The sequence below is a fragment of the Sphingopyxis granuli genome, assembly GCF_001559015.1.
Lineage (GTDB): Bacteria > Pseudomonadota > Alphaproteobacteria > Sphingomonadales > Sphingomonadaceae > Sphingopyxis > Sphingopyxis granuli.
On sequence record NZ_CP012199.1, the window covers coordinates 2,460,985 to 2,478,557 of the forward strand.

Consider the following 17,573-nt stretch of genomic DNA (forward strand, 5'->3'; position numbering starts at 1 on the left):
GCTTCAAAAATCATCCCCCCGCATGATAGAAATCATACACCGCCTGCGCGACGCCCGCGCTCACCCCGGGCGCCTTCTGCAAATCCTCCAGGCTCGCGCCGCGCACCGCGCGCGCGGTGCCGAAATGCATGAGCAGCGCCTTCTTGCGCGCCGGCCCGATCCCCGGCACCTCGTCGAGCGGCGACGACCCCATCGCCTTCGCGCGCTTCTGCCGATGCGCGCCGATCGCGAAGCGGTGCGCCTCGTCGCGCAGGCGCTGGATATAGAAGAGCACCGCGTTGTTGGGGGGCAGCGTGAATTCGCGCCCGTCGGGCAGGTAGAACGTCTCGCGCCCGGCGTTGCGGTCGGGCCCCTTGGCGACGCCGACATAAGGCAGATCGTCGATCCCGAGTTCGGCGAAAACGGTCGAGACCGCCGACACCTGCCCGCGCCCCCCGTCGATCAGCACCAGATCGGGCCATTCGCCCCTGGTCCGTTCGGGATCTTCCTCGATCGCGCGCGCGAAACGGCGCTGAAAGACCTCGCGCATCATCGCGAAATCATCTCCGGGCTGCGTCTCGGCGCGCTTGATGTTGAACTTGCGATAGGCGCCCTTGATCCAGCCTTCGGGGCCCGCGACGACCATCGCGCCGAGCGCGTTGGTCCCCTGGATATGGCTGTTGTCGTAGATTTCGATGCGCTGCGGCGCCTCGTCGAGGTCGAACAGTTCGGCCAGCTCGCGGCCGAGCTTCGCCTGCGTGCTGCTTTCCGCCAGCCTGCGGTCGAGTTCCTCGCCCGCGTTGCGCACCGCCTGTTCGAGGAGACGGCGGCGGTTGCCGCGCTGCGGCACGCTGATCTCCACCTTGCGTCCTGCCGTTTCGCTCAGCGCTTCGGCAAGCAGCGGACAATCGTCGGGCTCGCGGTCGACGAGGATCAGCTTGGGCGGCGGCACGCCTTCGTAGAATTGCATCAGGAAGCTCGCCATCACCTCCGCCTCGGGCACCCCCGCAACGTGCGCGGGGAAGAAGCTGCGATGCCCCCAGTTCTGCCCGCCGCGGATGAAGAAGCCCGCGACGCAGAGCTGCCCGCCCTTTGCCGCAAGCGCGAAGACGTCGGCGTCGCCCAGCCCGTCGGCGTGGACCGACTGGCTGCCCTGGATGAAGGTCAGCGCCTTCAACCGGTCGCGCAACACCGCCGCCAGTTCATAGTCCATCGCCTCGGCGGCCCTGGTCATCGCGGCGCCGAGCCGTTTCTGCACCGCGGTCGAGCGACCTTCGAGGAAATCCTGCGCGTCGCTCACCAGTTCGGCATAGTCCGCCTTGCCGATCCGCCCGACGCACGGCGCCGAACAGCGGCGGATCTGATAGAGCAGGCAGGGACGCGAGCGGTTGGCGAAGAAACTGTCGGTACAGCTTCGCAGCAGGAAGGTCTTCTGCAGCGCGTTGAGCGTGCGGTTCACCGACCCGGCACTCGCGAACGGTCCGTAATAGCGCCCTTTGGCGCGCCGCGCGCCGCGGTGCTTCTGGACGCGCGGGAAATCATGGTCGGCGCGCAGCAGGATGAAGGGGAAGCTCTTGTCGTCGCGCAGCAGCACATTGTAGGGCGGGCGATAGCGCTTGATGAGCTGCGCTTCGAGCAGCAGCGCCTCGGCCTCGCTGGTGGTGGTGACGATCTCCATCGCGCGCGTCTGCGCGACCATGCGCTGGAGCCGCTGCGGCAATCGCGCGACCTGCGTGTAATTGGTGACGCGGTTCTTCAGCGCGCGCGCCTTGCCGACATAGAGCACGTCGCCGCGCGCATCGAGCATGCGATAGACGCCGGGCCGGACCGGCAATTTGCGCACCACGCCGCGGATCACCTCGGCCCCGCGCGTCAGGTCGGGCTTGTCGCCCTCCGCCCCGCCGCCGCGGACGACATAGGTCGCCTTCTCTTCGTTGAACCGGTCGGGAGCGTTGGGGCGAGCCATGCCAGCCATGTAGGCGATGACGCCGCAGGTCGCCATAGGGGCGGGTCAGAAAGCCGCGATAGCGAGCGCATCCATCCCCCTTCCGTAAGTGGGAGCGGTGCGAGGACGGAGGCTCGACACCCTGATGATACCAAGACGCCCGCGGAAATCCGCGGGCGTCCTGAATCGGCAATGTCGGCTTCGACGATGTCGAACGGTCAGCCCTTGGCGACCGCCGCGATCGCCTGATCGACGAGGGCCGCGTCCGCCTTGGCATCGTGCCGGGCGGCGATCAGGGCGGCCGCCGCGTCGGTGGCGGCCTTTGCCGCCGCTTCGCGCACATCAGCGAGCGCGCTGGCTTCGGCGGCCGCGATGCGGTCCTCGGCCATCTGCTTGCGGCGCCCGATCAGCGCGGTCGCGTCGGCCTTCGCCTTGGCGACGAGCCCCTCGGCCTCGGCCTCGGCGCGGGCGCGCAGGTCATCGGCTTCCTTCGCCGCGTGGGCGAGCTTCGCCTCATATTCGGCCTTCAGCGATTCGGCGTCGAGCCGGAGCTGTTCGGCTTCGCTGAGCTGTCTGGCGATTTCGGCGATCTTCTTGTCGAGCATCGCGCCGATCCCGGCGGGCGCCTTCTTCCAGACGAGAACGCCGAGGAAGATCGTCATCGCCAGTGCAACCCACCAGCTCGGCGACGACAGGATCGAGCCCGCCGCGCCGCCGCCATGCGCCGCACCGGCGGCTTCGGACAGGACCAGAGTCAGATTAGCCATGGAGCACCGCCTTCACCGCCTGCTTCGCGTCCGCGGCGGCGACCTTCACACCCGACAGCTTCGCGACGAGTTCGCTCGCCGCTTCCGCCGCGACCGATTCGATCTCGGCCATCGCCGATCCGCGCGCCGCGGCGACATCGGCTTCGGCCGCCGTCATTTTCTCCGCCAGTTCGGCATCGACCTTGGCAAGGCGCTTTTCGGCGTCGCGCGCCGCCTTGTCCTTCGCATCCTGCACCGCCTTTTGCGCGGCGGCGCGGCTGAGGTCGCTCTGCTGGCGATATTGTTCCTCCAGCCCGTCGGCCGAGGCGTGCGCCGCCTTGGCCGCGGCCAGATCGTCGGCGATCTTGCGGTCGCGCGCGTCGACGGTCGCCTCGATCTTGGGATACATGCCGAGACCGATCACCACGAAAACCGCGCCGAAAATCAGCGCGAGCCAGAAAAGCTGCGATGCGAAGAACCAATTTTCCGCAAGCTGGTTGATCTGTGGCATTTCTCTTCTTCCGATTGACGACTGCCCGGCGCACGCGCGCCGAAAGGCCGCCGCGCCGTCCCGCCACAAGGCGGAACCGGCGCGGCGTCGACCGTCAGGCCGCCTTCAGATAGAGCAGGATCGCGATCAGGAACGACAGCAGGCCCAGAAGCTCCGCCGCGGCGAAGCCGATGAACAGGCGGCCCTGCTGACCGTCGGCCGCCGCCGGATTGCGCAGCGCGCTTTCCAGGAAGCTGCCGAAGACATTGCCCACGCCGATCGCGGCCATGCCGGCGCCGATCGCGGCGAGACCGGCACCGATGAGCGTCGCTGCTTGTGCGTCCATGAACTTAACTCCTTGAGATAAACGTTTGGATTGAAACGGGATTAGTGAAGATTGACCGCGTCGTTGATATAGAGCGAGGTCAACAGGGCGAAAACATAAGCCTGGATGCCCGCGACCAGCAGCTCGAGCGCGCTGATACCGACCATCAGGGCGAGGCTGGCGATGCCGACCGGGAGCCCGATCGCGACACCGGCGCCCGAGCTCTGGACGATGAAGTTCGCGAACACCTCCAGCAGCACGTGCCCGGCGGTCATCGCGACGAACAGTCGCAGGCCGAGGCTGAACGGGCGCACCATGAACGACACGAATTCGATCGGCGCGATGAACGGGATCATCGGCCACGGCGTGCCGTGCGGGACGAACAGCGAGAAGAAATGCAGCCCGTGGCGCCAGAAGCCGACGACGAGCACGATCGCGAAGGACAGGATCGCGAGGATGCCGGTGATGGTGAAGTGGCTCGTCACGGTCAGCGGGTGCAGGCCAGCCAGCGCGAAAGGCACCATTCCCAGCACGTTGCAGAACAGAATGAACATGAAGAGCGAAAAGACATAGGGCGTGTATTTGCGCCCTTCCGGTCCGATGTTCGTCGACATCATCGACGAAACGAAACCGGTGAAACCTTCGACGGCCATCTGCCAGCGCCCCGGAACGAGCTGCCGCTTCATGCCGCCGAGCATGAAGAGCCACAGGATGACGGCGGCGGCGGCCATCCAGACCGCACTGGTGGTCAGCCACACCTCCCGTCCCTCGACCGCGAACAGCTTCGCGATCGGTTCGACGGTGAACTGGTGCATCGGGTCGAATTTACCGGCCTCTGCGGACACGCGCGTCACTCCAAACTATCCCCGCGCCTGACGGTGCCGGGCTGAACCTTGAGCCTATGCCGAGCCGCCCTTGTCGCGCGATGCGGCATTGGCGATCCGAAAGATATTCCTGAAGGCGACGACGACCCCGAGAGCCAGCATCCCCAACAAACCCCAGGGCGAGGTGTCGGCGAAGCGGTCGATCAGCCAGCCGATCAACGCACCGCCCAGCATCCCGCCCAGCAATTCGGCCAGAACCCGGTTTCCGAGCCGATAATTGGCGTCGGATTCGGGCGCGCTGACCCCGGCCCGCCTGGCTTCTGCGGCTTCGGCCCGGTCCAATCGCTCTTCGAGCGAGACCAGGCGCGAATCCTCCGAAGCTGGTTCCGGATCGCTGCCATTCCCCGTCATCTTCCGCCATCCTCCTGAAACAGAACCGGAATGCCCCGATTCTGCCTGCGAAAAAAGGCCCGAAAAATCGGGGGACCCCTGAGGCGCGGTCCGTTTAGAAACGCCGCCCCATGAAGTCAATGCCCGCACACGAACGCGCGGCTTAATCTTGCTGCGCTGCGGCAATATCATTCGGAGCGCGCCTCTTGCGGACGCAAAAATGCCGCCGCGTTTAGGGGCGCGGCGGCATCAAGCGCCCGCGGGCGCTGCGAAGCTGTGATCTCAGGGGCAGCGCGAATCCCGGACCGGCGCGCCGCTGTCGCGGGTCAGCCAGCGGCCGTCGGGCGCCTTGTACTTCTCGCCCGGCTTGGTCTTCGCGATCAGGTTGCACCCGGTCGCGAAGGCGAACTGCTCGACCGTGCTGCCCTGCGGCGCATTGCTGGTATAGGCGGCCTTGCGCTTGATGTTGATGTCGGTGACGAGCTTGCGCACCGCATCGGTCGGCGTCGACACGAAGCCCAGATAGCCGTCGGGCTGCTCGCCGATCTGGCCGTCGGCCCGTGCCTGTTCATAGGCCGGATCGCGCTGCGCCATCGCCGAGGGAACGGCGACCGCCACCGCGGCTGTCGCGGCAATCGCCGCCATCGCCATCGCGCCGGGTTTCCACTGTTTCACACGCATCTCTTTTGTGTCCCCAATCCAGTTCGCGTCAGAATATCTCGCTATTCTGCTCGATGAGCTTCTTGGCATCGCCATCCAGCCTATACACAACTTCCTGCTTGATGTTGATGTTCAGGTTGATCTCGATCGGCTTGTCCGGCGTGTCGATCTGTACGCAACCCGCGAGGGCAGGTGCAAGGATCAGGCTCGCCAGAGCATGCGCGCCGATGGCATGCCTCCTTGCTCCGGTCTTGATGGCGGTCATGGCATGGGCTCGCTTTCTGGGGGCTGAACGGGTTTCGATGCGGCGGCGGCCGCGGCTTCGGCCTCTTCCTGCACGCGCAACAGGGTCGACAGATTCTGTTCGATCAGCAGCGTCGGATCGTAGAATCCCTTGGCCGATGTGATGAGCTGGCGGAAGGGCGCCTGGATCTTGACGTTGAAGACCAGCGGCAATCGGGCGATCTGTTTGGTCAGGAAATTGCGCGTCGCGCCCTCGCCCTGCCCCACGCCGCCGAAGCGGATGTCGGTCACCATCTCGCCGTCCAGATCCCCGTTCAATATGATCGTCAGGTCGTCATATTGGAGCGATCGCAGCGCGCCAAAGGCAAAATTGGCGATCGCGCCCAGATTGTGGTTCGACAGTTCGCCGACATAGGCGAGCGTCCCGCCGCCGGCGCGCGCATCGATCCGCCCGCCGACGATGCGCCCGCCGAGCCCGTCGAACTCGACGGGCAGCGTCCCGTCGAACAGGCCGGTCGCGTTGATGTTGTCGAAGCCGAACTGCTGGAGGAAGATCGCCGCATCGACGCCGACGATGTCGAACGACAGGCGCCGCGTCTGGCTGGCGTTGAAATCGAGCGTCGTCGGATGCAGCGACAGTTCGCCGCCCGCGAACGGCCAGCGCCCGCCGTCGATCCGCACGCGATTGTCGCCGAGCAGCCGATAGGTGATCGTTCCCCCGATCACCGGGATGCCTGGATTGATCTCGTCGATCCGGGCCACCTGCCCCGGCGCCGACCGCAGGCCGATCAGATCGTCGAAGGTCAAGGTCGCGGTCAGTCCCGTCACCGGACCGAAGGCAGCGGCCAGATTCGCGTCGGCGGTCGCGAAGGTGCCGTGGCTGGTGACGCCATCGGGCGTCCATTCGATCCGCCCGTCGCCGACGACCGATCCCTGGACGTTGGCGACGACGCCGAGCGCGAGGCGGGTGAGCTGATCGGGCTGGAACCGGTCGTCGAATCGCAGTTCGCGGACCTTGAGGTCGGCGGCGCCGCTGCCGCTGTCGAGCCGGTGGGTGATCGTCGTGTCGACGACCGATCGCCCGCTCTTCTCTTCGCGAAATGCCGCCTCGGCATCGATCGTGCCGTTCGCGAAGCGCAGACGCGCGCCGTCGGCGACGAGCGGAAAGAAGCGCGCATCGGGCTCTGCGTCGGTCAGGCGCACGCCGCCGTCGAGCGTCAGCCCGCCGCTGCCCCAGCGCCACGGCCCCGCAATGTCGGACAGGATGAGCGGAACGGCGCCGATCTTGCCGCCCGCGCCCTTGAGGTCGCCACCCATTCCCTGCGCCGCCCGGCGACCGGTTAGCGATGCGGCGGCGAAATGCGTCGCGCTGTCCCCCTCGCCCAGCCGCACCTCGGCGCCGGCCAGCGCCCAGCGCATCGCGGCCAGATCGATGTCGGCACCGCGCGCATCGAAAGCGAAGGGCGAGGTCCCGCTCGTCCCGCGCAGCGCGATGCCCGGCACGCGGATATGCCCGCGCAGCCCCTGCGGCCCGGCGCTCAGCAGCGGCGCGCCGGGACGGCTGCACAAGTCGATTCGCGTGGGGGCCAGCCGGAACCCGCCCACATCGACCCGATCGGCGCCGATTCGCGTGCAGCCGCCGTCGAGCGCGAGCGCGCCGTTCGGCGCCAGCACGCCGGCGAGCGGCACCGACAGCCGCTCGACGCGCCCATCGCCGACCGGGCCCGACAGCTCGGCGCGGGTCGCGAAACGCAGCAGCGCGCCGCCCGAGAATCGCACCGGAGCCAGCGCAAGGCGCGCCCCGCCGGCGGCATAGGGTTCGACCGTTGCGACGCCGGCGATCGTGCCATCCGTGTGCCGGTCGAGCTGGAGCGATCCCGACGGCAGGCCGCCGCCGCCGAAGGCCCATTGTCCGGCGGCGATCACGGCGGGCTCGGACGCCCCCAGCAGATAGGCGATGCGGCTGTCGTCGCTGCCGGTGAAATAAGCGCCGCTGGCACCGCGCAATTCGGGAGCGATCAGCTCGATCCGGGCCGATCTGCCCTCCCCCGCCAGCGCGAATCGCGCCTTACCTCCGGTTTCGGCGAGCATGGCGGCAAGCGCCGTCGCCGCGCGCTCCGCCAACGGGCCGACCGGACTGCCATCGACCGAACGGCCACCCTGAACGATGGCGCGCCGCAGCGCTTCGCTGGCGCTGGCGCGGGCGAATGTCAATTCGCCGTCGACCTTCGGCGCCTGTTCGCCGACCGTGGCCCTGGCGGTCAGCGCCACCTGCTCGGCGGTGACGGCGTCAGCGCGCAGCCCCGCCATCGCTGCCTCCACGCTGATCGCGGTGCGACCGGCGTCGCCCGAGAATTGCGCGCGGGCGCCGATCCGTTCGGCCGCCGCCGGTCCCGCCGCGAGCCGGACAATGCTGGCATCGGCGGTGCCCCGCCATTGGCGCAGATCCTCTGACAGCGAGAGATCGAGCGCAATCTGCGGCGACGCAGCCGTCAGCTTGCCCCCGGCGCAGGCGAGGCTTGCGCCGCGGAGCGGCCCGACAAGCTGCGGCCGCACGTCGCGCACGCGCACGCGGCCGTAAAAGCTGACGTCGCGACCGCTGCACCCGGCCGCGGCGAGTGTCGGCGCGACCAGCGCGAGCCTTCCGTCGAAATCCCGGCGCAGATTGCCCTTCCCGTTCAGCGCCGCGCCGACGGCGCCCCACGGCGTCCCCACGCGCGCGCGCGCATCGGTGAGCGTCACCGCCAGATCGGGCAGCACGAAGGGCGACGTGCTCGTCGGATCGCGGAACTTGTCGAGCGCGCCGAAAGACAGGCGCCCGTCGGCGAAGGCGCCGTAGAGACGCACGCCTTCGGCGTCGATCCGCGCCACATAGGGACCGGTGAAGCCCCAATCGAGCACGACCTCGACGCGGCGCGCGGTCAGGTCGGGACGCGCGGGATCGCCGATGACGATGTCGGTCAGCCGCTGGGTGCGGAAACCGATCCGTTCGATCGTGTAGCGCGCGGGAACCCCGCGCTGGTCGAGCTGGTCGCGAATGAAGCTGTCGGCGATCGGCGCGCGCGCGAACCACAGGCCCGCCGCGATCGCGATCAATGCGCCGCCCGCAATCCAGCGCTTGCGGAGCCGGGGCCGCGATGCCGAATCTGCAGCGACAGGTTCGCTCATGCGCGTGACCGCGATGAAAAAGTGGCGGATCGCGAAACCGGCGATGACGTCATGCGGTCATATTCCAATCTCGCCCGTTCCCCGTCCCCGGTCTGCCCTTCCTGTCAGCAACGCCGGAATTCCCGTTTCGCTGCAAGATATTGCACCGCATCGAAGCAAAAGCGTTTCTATGACCGTTGAGCGTGCCTCACAAGGCGGTTATTCCGGTCCCGACATGGCCGACGCGCCCGCCCCGATCCCGGATCACGCCGGTCATCGCGCCCGCTTGCGCGCGCGCCTGCTCGGCGACGCCGAAGGCATGGCCGATTACGAGCTGGTCGAATATCTGCTCGCGCTCGCCATCCCGCGCCGCGACACGAAGCCGCTCGCCAAGGCCCTGCTGCGCGAATTCGGCTCGCTGGCACAGCTCGTCAGCGCCGATCCCGAATCGCTGCGCCGCGTCGCCGGCATGGGCGACACGGCGGTCGCGGCGCTGAAGATCGTCCAGGCGGCGAGCCTGCGGATGCTGAAAGGCGAATTTCGCGACCGGCCCCTGCTGTCGAGCTGGGACGCGCTGCTCGACTGGCTGCGCGCCGACATGGGGCCGATCGACATCGAACGCGTCCGCGTCCTCTACCTCAACGCGCGCAACATGCTGATCCGCGACGAGGTGATGAGCGAAGGATCGATCGACCAGTCGGCCATCTATGTCCGCGAGGTCGTCAAGCGCGCGCTCGAACTGGGCGCGGCGGCGATCGTCCTCGTCCACAACCACCCGAGCGGCAGCCCCGAACCGAGCCGGCAGGACATCGCGATCACCCGCGACATCGCGGAGGCGGCGCGGAAGCTGGGGATCACGCTCCACGATCACATCATCATCGGCGGCGGCGATCATCGCAGCTTCCGCGCGATGGGCCTGTTGTAAGGCGGCGCGGACGCACGTCCGGCCCCGACCCGCGTCGCGACGCCATCGGAATGTTTGACTTGCGCTGCGCGGCACGACATCATCGCGCCATGCCGACTCAGTGCACCCCTTCCCGTTTCGACCTCCGCGCGGGTCAGATTCTCGTGGGCCTCTAGCCCCGGGTCCGGTGCCTCCTGCCCCGAACCCGGGGCGAAAATCCACCCAACCCGATTCCAGCGGCGCAGCCGAGCCTCGCCCGCAATCCTCTTTCGGAAAAAAAGAACCCATGACGACCAACAGCAAGGCGACCCGCCGGCCGCCCATCCACATGATCGATACCGAAGCCGACGCGCTGACCGACCTTGCTATCGCCAAGGAAGACGATCTGCCGCAGGTCAGCGAAATGCTGCTGAACGAAATCGCGCGCGCCACCATCCACAAGGCCGAGCGCATTCCGTCCGATGTCGTGACGATGCGCTCGACCGTCGAGTTCGTCGACGAGAACAGCGGCGCGACGCGGACCCTGCAACTCGTCTACCCGCGCGACGCCGATATCTCCGCGGGCCGCATCTCGATCCTGACCCCGGTCGGGGCGGGACTGATCGGCCTGCGCGAGGGCCAGACCATCCGCTGGCCCGACCGCGACGGGCAGGATCATAATCTGTCGATCGTCCGCGTCATACAGGCCGAAGCCGCCTGATCCACGCGGACCGCGGGCAAACGGAAACAGCCGCCGGATCGCTCCGACGGCTGTTCCGCCGTGTCTGGGACCTGGTTCAGGTCAGGGACGCATTCAGGCGCCGCGCGACAGGAAGCCGATGAGTTCGGTCTTGCTGACGCCGCCCGATTTGTCGGCATCGGCGGCGCCGAACGCCTGGGCAACCCAGCTCTTCACCTGCTCCGATTCCGGATCAACCGTCGGGTCGGTCGCGGTGCGCAGCTTCTTCATCCAGGCGGAGAATTCCGTCTCGCTGAGTTCGCCGTTCGCATCGCCGTCATAGGTGGGGAATTCCTGCTCGACGATCTGCGCGATCTGGCTCGGGGTCGCGGCGCCGTCCGACGGGGCGGGACTCGACTGCGGCGGCGGGCTCGACGGAGCCGGCTGGGCCGTCATGTCGTCCACCGGCGGCGGCGTGTCCGGTTCGACAGGTGCCGGTGCGGTCGTGTCGGCCGGCGGCATCGTTTCGGGCGCGGTCTGCGTCGCATCGTCGGGCGGCGGGGTTTCCGTCTGCGCGAACGCGGGGAAACTCACCGCGGCCGCGCCGATCAAAAGCATATGTTTCAACATGATCTGTCTCCATTGGCGGCGACGGGGCCGGATTCGACAACCCGCGGCCTTGGTTCGAAGGGGCATGAGAACAACCGCCCGCGCGCCGCGAAAGTTGCCGCAGGCGCCCGATTGGCGTAGCCGCCTGCCCCTGCTAGGGGGCGGCTGGTCGCGATTCCGCCTGCATAACGCGACAAGGCGCCGCAAAAGGAAGGAAATTCAATGGTTCCGCGTTACGCCCGACCCCAGATGACCGCGATCTGGTCGCCCGAGAATCGCTATCGCATCTGGTTCGAGATCGAGGCGCACGCGACCGACGCGCTGGCTGAACTGGGCGTCGTGCCGCAATCGGCGGCCAAGGCATTGTGGGACTGGTGGGCGACCGAACCGACGATCGACGTCGCGGCGATCGACGCCATCGAGGCGGTGACGAAGCATGACGTCATCGCCTTCCTGACATGGGTCGCGGAGCATGTCGGCGACGAAGCGCGCTTCATGCATCAGGGCATGACGTCGAGCGACGTGCTCGACACCTGCCTTGCCGTGCAGTTGACGCAGGCGGCCGACATATTGCTCGCCGATCTCGACGCGCTGCTCGAGGCGATCAAGCGCCGCGCCCATGAGCACAAGCTCACCCCGACGATCGGCCGCAGTCACGGTATCCACGCCGAACCCGTCACCTTCGGGCTCAAGCTCGCCGAAGCCTATGCCGAATTCGCGCGGTGCAGGACCCGCCTGATCGCGGCGCGCGCCGAGATCGCGACCTGCGCCATTTCGGGCGCGGTCGGCACCTTCGCCAATATCGACCCGCGCGTCGAGGCGCATGTCGCGGCAAAGCTCGGCCTGGCGATCGAGCCCGTCTCGACCCAGGTCATCCCGCGCGACCGCCACGCGATGTTCTTTGCCACGCTCGGCGTCATCGCCTCGTCGATCGAGCGGCTCGCGGTCGAGATCCGCCACCTCCAGCGCACCGAGGTGCTGGAGGCCGAGGAATATTTCTCGCCGGGCCAGAAGGGCTCGTCGGCGATGCCGCACAAGCGCAACCCGGTGCTCACCGAGAATCTGACCGGGCTTGCACGCATGGTGCGCAGCGCGGTGACTCCGGCGCTGGAGAATGTCGCGCTGTGGCACGAACGCGACATCAGCCATTCGTCGGTCGAGCGCTTCATCGGTCCCGACGCGACGGTCACGCTCGACTTCGCGCTCGCGCGGCTGACCGGCGTGGTCGACAAGTTGCTCGTCTATCCCGCGCGGATGCAGAAGAATCTCGATCGCATGGGCGGGCTCGTGCATTCGCAGCGCGTCCTGCTGGCGCTGACGCAGGCGGGCGCAAGCCGCGAGGACAGCTATGCGCTGGTCCAGCGCAATGCGATGAAGGTCTGGGAATCGGACGGGCAGCTGTCGCTGCTCGACCTGCTGAAGGCCGATGCCGACGTGACCGCGCGCCTGTCCGCCGACCAACTCACGGACCTGTTCGACCTCGGTTATCACATGAAGCATGTCGATACGATCTTCGCGCGCGTCTTTGGAGCCGCATAGGCTGGCGTCCGGGGCCGAAGTCGCCTAGAAACCGTCCAAAGCCAAGCAAGGAGCGGAACAGTGGGAATCCTGCGCACCATCATCTGGGTCCTGCTGACCATCGTCCTGCTGCTGTTCGCCTTTGCGAACTGGAACGCGGTGACGGTGACCATCTGGCCGGGCTGGGAAGCCGAGACCAAGCTGCCGGTGATCGTGCTGGTCGCCTTCGCGCTGGGCAGCCTGCCGACGTGGATCGCCCTGCGCGCGACGCGCTGGTCGCTGAAGCGCCGTCTCGATGCGAGCGAGCGCCAGCTCGCCGACCTGCGCGCGATGGCCAATCGCCCCACCGACCCCGCGCCTCCGACCGTGCCCGTCAACGATATCCCGCCCTCGCCCCTGGAGTCCGCATGACGTCGCCGCTCTATCTCGCCATCGACACGCCGCACCTCGACGCCGCGCAGACGCTGGCGCAGAAGGTCCGCCATCATGTCGGCGGGTTGAAGCTCGGGCTCGAATTCTTCTGCGCCAACGGGCATCATGGCGTGCTCGAAATGGCGAAGCTCGGCCTGCCGATCTTTCTCGACCTCAAGCTCCACGACATTCCGAACACGGTGGCCAAGGCGATCCAGGCGCTCCGCCCGCTCGAACCGGCGATCCTGACCATCCATGGCGCGGGTGGCCGCGCGATGATGGAGGAAGCGAAAGCGGCGGCGGGCGCGAACACCAAGGTGGTCGCCGTGACCGTGCTGACCAGCCTCGATTCGCCCGACCTAGACGACATCGGCGTCGGCGGAACCCCGCACGATCAGGTGGTGCGCCTCGCGGCGCTGGCGCGCAGCGCCGGACTCGACGGCATCGTCTGCTCGGGGCAGGAGGTCAAGGCCGCGCGCGCAGCCTGGCCCGGCGGCTTCTTCGTCGTTCCCGGCGTCCGCCCCGCCAACGGCAAGCTGGGCGACCAGAAACGCGTCGTCACCCCGGCCGAGGCGATGGCCGACGGCGCTTCGATCCTCGTCGTCGGACGCCCGATCAGCCAGTCCGACGACCCCGACCTCGCAGCGCGCGCGATCGAGGCGACGCTTTAGGCCGGATCGACATTCAGCTCTGCCGGCCTGCGAATGGCGGCTTTTCGTGCTTCCGCTGCTCACGTGCCGTCAGCACGCTGCGCTGCGGGTCCCGGAAAACCACCATTTTGACCTGTGGTCGTCTTCGACTCCGGCTCGCCATCTTCCAATAGCGATCCGTCCCAGGCGTCAGTTGATAACAAGCGCCGGGGACTGAATGTTGTAGCCGACAAGCACCGGTCCATTCGGTGAAGATTTGAATGTGAAAGTTTCGACGGCGCGGCCTTTTTCGTAGATCGTCTCCATATTCAGGACCGTCATGGTCCGCCCGTTCACGATATTGACCTGCCATCCTCGCTGCGTCGTGTTTCCCGCCTTGCCCAGCTTGCGCTGCACGGCACCAAGAAACTCCTCGAATTCCGCGACATCCGCCGAACGCTGCATTTCCTCGCCGGAAGCAAAGTAGATGTCGTCAAATTTTCCGGCATTGGCGTCGTCGTGAAATGCATCGACCGCCTTTTCCGAGGCGGCGACATCGGTGGCCATGTTCGCAGGATTGCAGGCCGTCAGGCCCAGAAACAAAAGCATCCATAATATGCGGTGCATCGCAACCTCCCCCTGCGAGGCTGTACCATGACCGGCGTGCTGCCAACCATAGGTATCTGCGGTTGCCTTGATGCCATTTGCAGCCCAAAGACCCCCGCATGCCACCACTCATCAAGATCTGCGGTCTCTCGACACCCGAAGCGGTCGATGCGGCCATCGAACAGGGCGCGGCCTATATCGGGCTCGTCCATTATGAGCCGAGCCCGCGGCATGTCGACCTTCGGACCGCCGCCGAATTGCGGCGCCGTGCCGGGGCGCATGTCAAGGTGGTGCTGCTGCTCGTCAACGCCTCGCAGCAACTCACCGGGCAGGCGCTCGCCGCGGTGTGGCCCGATGTCGTCCAGTTCCACGGCACCGAGACTCCCGAATGGCTGGGGGTCGTAAAGCGGCTGGTTCCGGCGGAGATATGGAAGGCAATCGGGCTCAAGGACGCGGGGACGCTCGAGCGGATCGAGAAATATCGCGGCATCGCCGACCGCATCCTGTTCGATGCCCCCGCCTCGGCGCTGCCCGGCGGCAACGGCGCGCGTTTCGACTGGTCGCTGCTCGCCAACCACCGCCACACGATCGACTGGGGCATCGCCGGCGGCCTGACTCCCGACAATGTCGCCGCCGCGATCGCGGCGACGCGCGCGCCGCTCGTCGATGTCTCCTCAGGCGTCGAAAGCGCGCCCGGGGTCAAGGACCTGGACCGGATCGCTGCTTTCTGCGCGGCGGTGCGCGCCGCTCAATAGGCGTCGCCCAGCGCGAAATCCTGCCGCCGCTCGCGCCACGCGCCGCGCGTGAAGTCGGGGAACTCCAGCGTCCGGTTATCCTCTGCGATCGACTGTTCGGACAGCGGCGTGATCGCGCTCCACGTCAGCGCGTCGTAAATGTCGATCGGCATCGGCGCGCCGGCCTTCAGCGCCTCGACAAAGGCGTTGAGAACGAACCAGTCCATCCCGCCATGCCCGGCCCCGACCGCCTGGTCGGCGTGACGTTTCCACAACGGATGGTCGTACTGGCCGAGCACCGTCTCCGCCGGCTCCCAGCGATGCGGTTCGGGGCTGCGGCCTTCGATGTAGAGCGATTTGGCGACGTCCATCCACAATCCGCGCGTGCCCTGCACCCGAAAACCGAGCGAATAGGGACGCGGCAGGTTGGTATCGTGGGTCAGCCGGATCGTTTCGCCATTGGCGCAGGCGATGCTGGTCGTCACGACGTCGCCCAGCGCGAAACGCACCGCCGCATTGGGGTGGTCCGCGCCGCCCTGCGCGACCACATGATCGTGCAATCCGCGCGCCTTGCTCGCATAGCTGGTCAGCCGGGTGAAACGGTTGCCGCGGTTGATATTCGTCCACATCGCGCAGGGGCCGATGCCGTGGCTGGGATAGAGGTCGCCGTTGCGCCGGACGCTGTGGTCGGTGCGCCAGCGCGCCTCCGACCAGCCCTTCGCGCCGAATTCGGCGCCGCCGCCATAGGGACGGCCGGGAATGCCCGAATTGAATTTCACGTCGCGCAGATCGTGCTGATAGCCGCCTTCGAGGTGGATCATCTCGCCGAACAGGTCCTGCCGCACCATGTTGAGCACCGCCATGACGTCGCGGCGATAACAGACATTTTCCAGCAGCATATAAGGCGTGCGCGTTGCCTCATGCGCCGCCAGCACGTCCCAATGGTCCTGAAGCGTGATGCCGGCGACGACTTCGCACCCCACCGCGACGCGCGCCTCCATCGCCGCGATCGCCATCGGCTTGTGCCATTCCCACGGCGTGACGATCAGCACGCCGTCGAGCGTTCCGGGTTTCAGCATCGCACGCCACGCCTCGGCGTCGCCGGTGAAGCTGGCGGGGCGCGGCTTTCCCGCCGCATCGAACTGCCCCTTGGCGGCTTCGAGCACGAAGGGATCGATGTCGGCGATCGCGGTCACGTCAACGTCGTCGCGGCGCAGCAGTTCGCGCAGGTGCACGCGTCCGCGCTCGCCGGTGCCGATGATGCCGATCCGCAGCCGCGATCCGCCGCGGTCCCGCGCAATGGCCGGTGCGGCCGCCGCCGTCGCCAACGCCGCGCCGCCCGCCATCAACAATTCGCGCCGATTCATGCCCCCGCTCATCCGTCTGCCTCCTTGCCGTGTCCCTCACCGCTGTTTGAAGCGCATCGAGGCTATGGACAAGGGCGTCATAGCGCCTAAGGGACACAGCCAGCCATGACCGAAGCCGTTCCCCCCCGCTCCGCCCTATCGAACAGCCTGCGCACCGGGCCCGACGCGCGCGGTCATTTCGGCGCCTTCGGGGGCCGTTATGTCGCCGAAACGCTGATGCCGCTGATCCTCGACCTCGAACGCGAATATCGCGCCGCACAGGCCGATCCGGCGTTCAGGGCCGAGTTCGAGCATCTGCTCGAACATTATGTCGGCCGCCCGAGCCCGCTCTGGCATGCCGAGCGGCTGACGGCCCATCTGGGCGGCGCGAAAATCTATCTGAAGCGCGAGGATCTGAACCACACCGGCGCGCACAAGATCAACAATTGCATCGGCCAGATCCTGCTTGCGAAACGGATGGGCAAGACGCGGATCATCGCCGAGACCGGCGCGGGGCAGCACGGCGTCGCGACCGCGACCGTCGCGGCGCTGTTCGGCCTGCCGTGCACCATCTTCATGGGCGCGGTCGACGTCGCGCGGCAGCAGCCCAACGTATTCCGCATGAAGCTGCTCGGCGCCGAGGTGGTCGCGGTCGAATCGGGCGCGAAGACGCTGAAGGACGCGATGAACGAGGCGCTGCGGCACTGGGTCGCCAACGTCCACGATACGTTCTACATCATCGGCACCGTCGCCGGCCCGCACCCCTATCCCGAGCTCGTCCGCGATTTCCAGTCGGTGATCGGCGAAGAAGCGAAGGCGCAGATCCTGAAGGCGGAAGGGCGCCTGCCCGACATGCTGATCGCGCCCGTCGGCGGCGGATCGAACGCGATCGGACTCTTTCATCCCTTCCTCGACGATGCCGAGGTCGAGATCGTCGGCGTCGAGGCCGCGGGCGAAGGCCTCGACAGGAAACATGCCGCCAGCCTTGCGGGCGGGCGGCCCGGCATCCTTCACGGCAACAAGACCTATCTGTTGCAGGACGAGGACGGCCAGATCACCGAGGCGCACAGCATTTCGGCGGGCCTCGACTATCCCGGCATCGGTCCGGAACATGCCTGGCTGCACGACATCGGGCGCGTTCGCTACGAACCCGTCACCGATGCGGAGGCGCTCGCCAGTTTCCAGAAGCTGACGAAGCTGGAAGGCATCATTCCCGCGCTGGAGTCGGCCCACGCCATCGCCGCCGCCGAACGGATCGCGCCGACATTGGGCAAGGACAAGATCATCATCGTCAACCTCTCGGGCCGCGGCGACAAGGATATCTTCACGGTCGCGGATGCGCTGGGGGTGGCGCTCTAAAAACCCTCTCCCCTTCAGGGGAGAGGGTTGGGAGAGGGGGACGAATGCGG

At 67.3% G+C, this 17,573-nt stretch carries 19 protein-coding genes; 7 read left to right on the top strand and 12 right to left on the bottom strand.

Features of this window, described 5'->3' with window-relative positions:
* Positions 1-10: 10 nt before the first annotated feature.
* The 9 genes from uvrC to SGRAN_RS11415 form a co-directional block, all read right to left on the bottom strand.
* Positions 11-1,945 carry an excinuclease ABC subunit UvrC gene (uvrC, locus tag SGRAN_RS11375; RefSeq protein ID WP_067187044.1) on the bottom strand — a complete coding sequence of 645 codons (1,935 nt, stop codon included), beginning with the start codon at positions 1,943-1,945 and terminating at the stop codon, positions 11-13.
* A 197-nt stretch (positions 1,946-2,142) separates the two neighbouring features.
* Positions 2,143-2,691, bottom strand: coding sequence for a F0F1 ATP synthase subunit B family protein (locus tag SGRAN_RS11380; RefSeq protein WP_067183722.1), 549 nt, complete (start codon positions 2,689-2,691; stop codon positions 2,143-2,145).
* Positions 2,684-3,181 (bottom strand): F0F1 ATP synthase subunit B family protein, encoded by a 498-nt coding sequence (locus SGRAN_RS11385; protein ID WP_067108960.1) that lies wholly within the window; start codon positions 3,179-3,181, stop codon positions 2,684-2,686. The genes SGRAN_RS11380 and SGRAN_RS11385 overlap by 8 nt, the downstream gene beginning before the upstream one ends.
* Before the next feature lie 94 nt (positions 3,182-3,275).
* Positions 3,276-3,506: a F0F1 ATP synthase subunit C gene (locus tag SGRAN_RS11390; protein ID WP_067108963.1), complete on the bottom strand. Its 231-nt coding sequence runs from the start codon at positions 3,504-3,506 to the stop codon at positions 3,276-3,278.
* A 41-nt stretch (positions 3,507-3,547) separates the two neighbouring features.
* A complete protein-coding gene (locus SGRAN_RS11395) occupies positions 3,548-4,330 on the bottom strand; it encodes a F0F1 ATP synthase subunit A (protein ID WP_082737213.1) in 783 nt (260 codons plus the stop codon).
* A 54-nt stretch (positions 4,331-4,384) separates the two neighbouring features.
* Positions 4,385-4,891, bottom strand: a complete 507-nt coding sequence (locus tag SGRAN_RS11400; RefSeq protein ID WP_404950373.1) for an AtpZ/AtpI family protein — start codon at positions 4,889-4,891, stop codon at positions 4,385-4,387.
* Positions 4,892-4,981: 90 nt separating this feature from the next.
* Entirely contained in the window at positions 4,982-5,380 is a 399-nt protein-coding gene (locus tag SGRAN_RS11405; RefSeq protein WP_067183728.1) for a YdbL family protein, read from the bottom strand.
* A 28-nt stretch (positions 5,381-5,408) separates the two neighbouring features.
* Positions 5,409-5,624, bottom strand: coding sequence for a YnbE family lipoprotein (locus tag SGRAN_RS11410; protein WP_067108972.1), 216 nt, complete (start codon positions 5,622-5,624; stop codon positions 5,409-5,411).
* Positions 5,621-8,770, bottom strand: coding sequence for a YdbH domain-containing protein (locus SGRAN_RS11415; protein ID WP_082737214.1), 3,150 nt, complete (start codon positions 8,768-8,770; stop codon positions 5,621-5,623). Before SGRAN_RS11415 ends, SGRAN_RS11410 begins: the two co-directional genes overlap by 4 nt.
* A 214-nt stretch (positions 8,771-8,984) precedes the next feature.
* On the opposite strand from SGRAN_RS11415, the gene radC reads away from it, so the two are divergent.
* Both radC and rnk read left to right on the top strand, forming a co-directional pair.
* The gene (radC, locus tag SGRAN_RS11420; RefSeq protein ID WP_067183731.1) at positions 8,985-9,674 is read left to right on the top strand and encodes a RadC family protein; all 690 of its coding nucleotides are present in this window, start codon (positions 8,985-8,987) and stop codon (positions 9,672-9,674) included.
* 265 nt (positions 9,675-9,939) lie between these two features.
* A complete protein-coding gene (rnk, locus tag SGRAN_RS11425) occupies positions 9,940-10,353 on the top strand; it encodes a nucleoside diphosphate kinase regulator (RefSeq protein ID WP_082737215.1) in 414 nt (137 codons plus the stop codon).
* A 93-nt stretch (positions 10,354-10,446) separates the two neighbouring features.
* Here rnk and SGRAN_RS11430 read toward each other — a convergent pair whose 3' ends face one another.
* Positions 10,447-10,941, bottom strand: a complete 495-nt coding sequence (locus SGRAN_RS11430; RefSeq protein ID WP_067108975.1) for an EF-hand domain-containing protein — start codon at positions 10,939-10,941, stop codon at positions 10,447-10,449.
* A 201-nt stretch (positions 10,942-11,142) separates the two neighbouring features.
* Here SGRAN_RS11430 and purB point away from each other — a divergent pair, with 201 nt between their 5' ends.
* From purB to pyrF, 3 genes are read left to right on the top strand one after another with little or no spacing between them, the layout of a single operon-like run.
* Entirely contained in the window at positions 11,143-12,459 is a 1,317-nt protein-coding gene (purB, locus tag SGRAN_RS11435; protein ID WP_067183733.1) for an adenylosuccinate lyase, read from the top strand.
* 60 nt (positions 12,460-12,519) lie between these two features.
* Entirely contained in the window at positions 12,520-12,849 is a 330-nt protein-coding gene (locus SGRAN_RS11440; protein ID WP_067183735.1) for a lipopolysaccharide assembly protein LapA domain-containing protein, read from the top strand.
* Entirely contained in the window at positions 12,846-13,520 is a 675-nt protein-coding gene (gene pyrF, locus SGRAN_RS11445) for an orotidine-5'-phosphate decarboxylase (protein ID WP_067183738.1), read from the top strand. The genes SGRAN_RS11440 and pyrF overlap by 4 nt, the downstream gene beginning before the upstream one ends.
* Positions 13,521-13,688: 168 nt before the next feature.
* Here pyrF and SGRAN_RS11450 read toward each other — a convergent pair whose 3' ends face one another.
* Positions 13,689-14,105 (bottom strand): hypothetical protein, encoded by a 417-nt coding sequence (locus SGRAN_RS11450; protein ID WP_210434127.1) that lies wholly within the window; start codon positions 14,103-14,105, stop codon positions 13,689-13,691.
* Between the two features lie 98 nt (positions 14,106-14,203).
* Between SGRAN_RS11450 and SGRAN_RS11455 the strand changes: the two genes are divergently transcribed.
* Entirely contained in the window at positions 14,204-14,839 is a 636-nt protein-coding gene (locus SGRAN_RS11455) for a phosphoribosylanthranilate isomerase (protein ID WP_067183742.1), read from the top strand.
* Here SGRAN_RS11455 and SGRAN_RS11460 read toward each other — a convergent pair.
* Positions 14,833-16,197: a Gfo/Idh/MocA family protein gene (locus tag SGRAN_RS11460; protein WP_210434128.1), complete on the bottom strand. Its 1,365-nt coding sequence runs from the start codon at positions 16,195-16,197 to the stop codon at positions 14,833-14,835. The genes SGRAN_RS11455 and SGRAN_RS11460 overlap by 7 nt on opposite strands.
* 93 nt (positions 16,198-16,290) lie before the next feature.
* Here SGRAN_RS11460 and trpB point away from each other — a divergent pair, with 93 nt between their 5' ends.
* Positions 16,291-17,523 carry a tryptophan synthase subunit beta gene (trpB, locus tag SGRAN_RS11465; RefSeq protein ID WP_067183745.1) on the top strand — a complete coding sequence of 411 codons (1,233 nt, stop codon included), beginning with the start codon at positions 16,291-16,293 and terminating at the stop codon, positions 17,521-17,523.
* Positions 17,524-17,573: the final 50 nt, after the last annotated feature.

Excerpts from the sequence above, each read along its gene's own strand:
- uvrC (WP_067187044.1), bottom strand. The coding sequence starts at position 1,945 with ATGGCTCGCCCCAACGCTCCCGACCGGTTCAACGAAGAGAAGGCGACC.
- SGRAN_RS11380 (WP_067183722.1), bottom strand. The coding sequence starts at position 2,691 with ATGGCTAATCTGACTCTGGTCCTGTCCGAAGCCGCCGGTGCGGCGCAT.
- SGRAN_RS11385 (WP_067108960.1), bottom strand. The coding sequence starts at position 3,181 with ATGCCACAGATCAACCAGCTTGCGGAAAATTGGTTCTTCGCATCGCAG.
- SGRAN_RS11390 (WP_067108963.1), bottom strand. The coding sequence starts at position 3,506 with ATGGACGCACAAGCAGCGACGCTCATCGGTGCCGGTCTCGCCGCGATC.
- SGRAN_RS11400 (WP_404950373.1), bottom strand. The coding sequence starts at position 4,891 with ATGATATTGCCGCAGCGCAGCAAGATTAAGCCGCGCGTTCGTGTGCGG.
- SGRAN_RS11405 (WP_067183728.1), bottom strand. The coding sequence starts at position 5,380 with ATGCGTGTGAAACAGTGGAAACCCGGCGCGATGGCGATGGCGGCGATT.
- SGRAN_RS11410 (WP_067108972.1), bottom strand. The coding sequence starts at position 5,624 with ATGACCGCCATCAAGACCGGAGCAAGGAGGCATGCCATCGGCGCGCAT.
- SGRAN_RS11415 (WP_082737214.1), bottom strand. The coding sequence starts at position 8,770 with ATGAGCGAACCTGTCGCTGCAGATTCGGCATCGCGGCCCCGGCTCCGC.
- radC (WP_067183731.1), top strand. The coding sequence starts at position 8,985 with ATGGCCGACGCGCCCGCCCCGATCCCGGATCACGCCGGTCATCGCGCC.
- rnk (WP_082737215.1), top strand. The coding sequence starts at position 9,940 with ATGACGACCAACAGCAAGGCGACCCGCCGGCCGCCCATCCACATGATC.
- SGRAN_RS11430 (WP_067108975.1), bottom strand. The coding sequence starts at position 10,941 with ATGTTGAAACATATGCTTTTGATCGGCGCGGCCGCGGTGAGTTTCCCC.
- purB (WP_067183733.1), top strand. The coding sequence starts at position 11,143 with ATGGTTCCGCGTTACGCCCGACCCCAGATGACCGCGATCTGGTCGCCC.
- pyrF (WP_067183738.1), top strand. The coding sequence starts at position 12,846 with ATGACGTCGCCGCTCTATCTCGCCATCGACACGCCGCACCTCGACGCC.
- SGRAN_RS11450 (WP_210434127.1), bottom strand. The coding sequence starts at position 14,105 with ATGCACCGCATATTATGGATGCTTTTGTTTCTGGGCCTGACGGCCTGC.
- SGRAN_RS11455 (WP_067183742.1), top strand. The coding sequence starts at position 14,204 with ATGCCACCACTCATCAAGATCTGCGGTCTCTCGACACCCGAAGCGGTC.
- SGRAN_RS11460 (WP_210434128.1), bottom strand. The coding sequence starts at position 16,197 with ATGAGCGGGGGCATGAATCGGCGCGAATTGTTGATGGCGGGCGGCGCG.
- trpB (WP_067183745.1), top strand. The coding sequence starts at position 16,291 with ATGACCGAAGCCGTTCCCCCCCGCTCCGCCCTATCGAACAGCCTGCGC.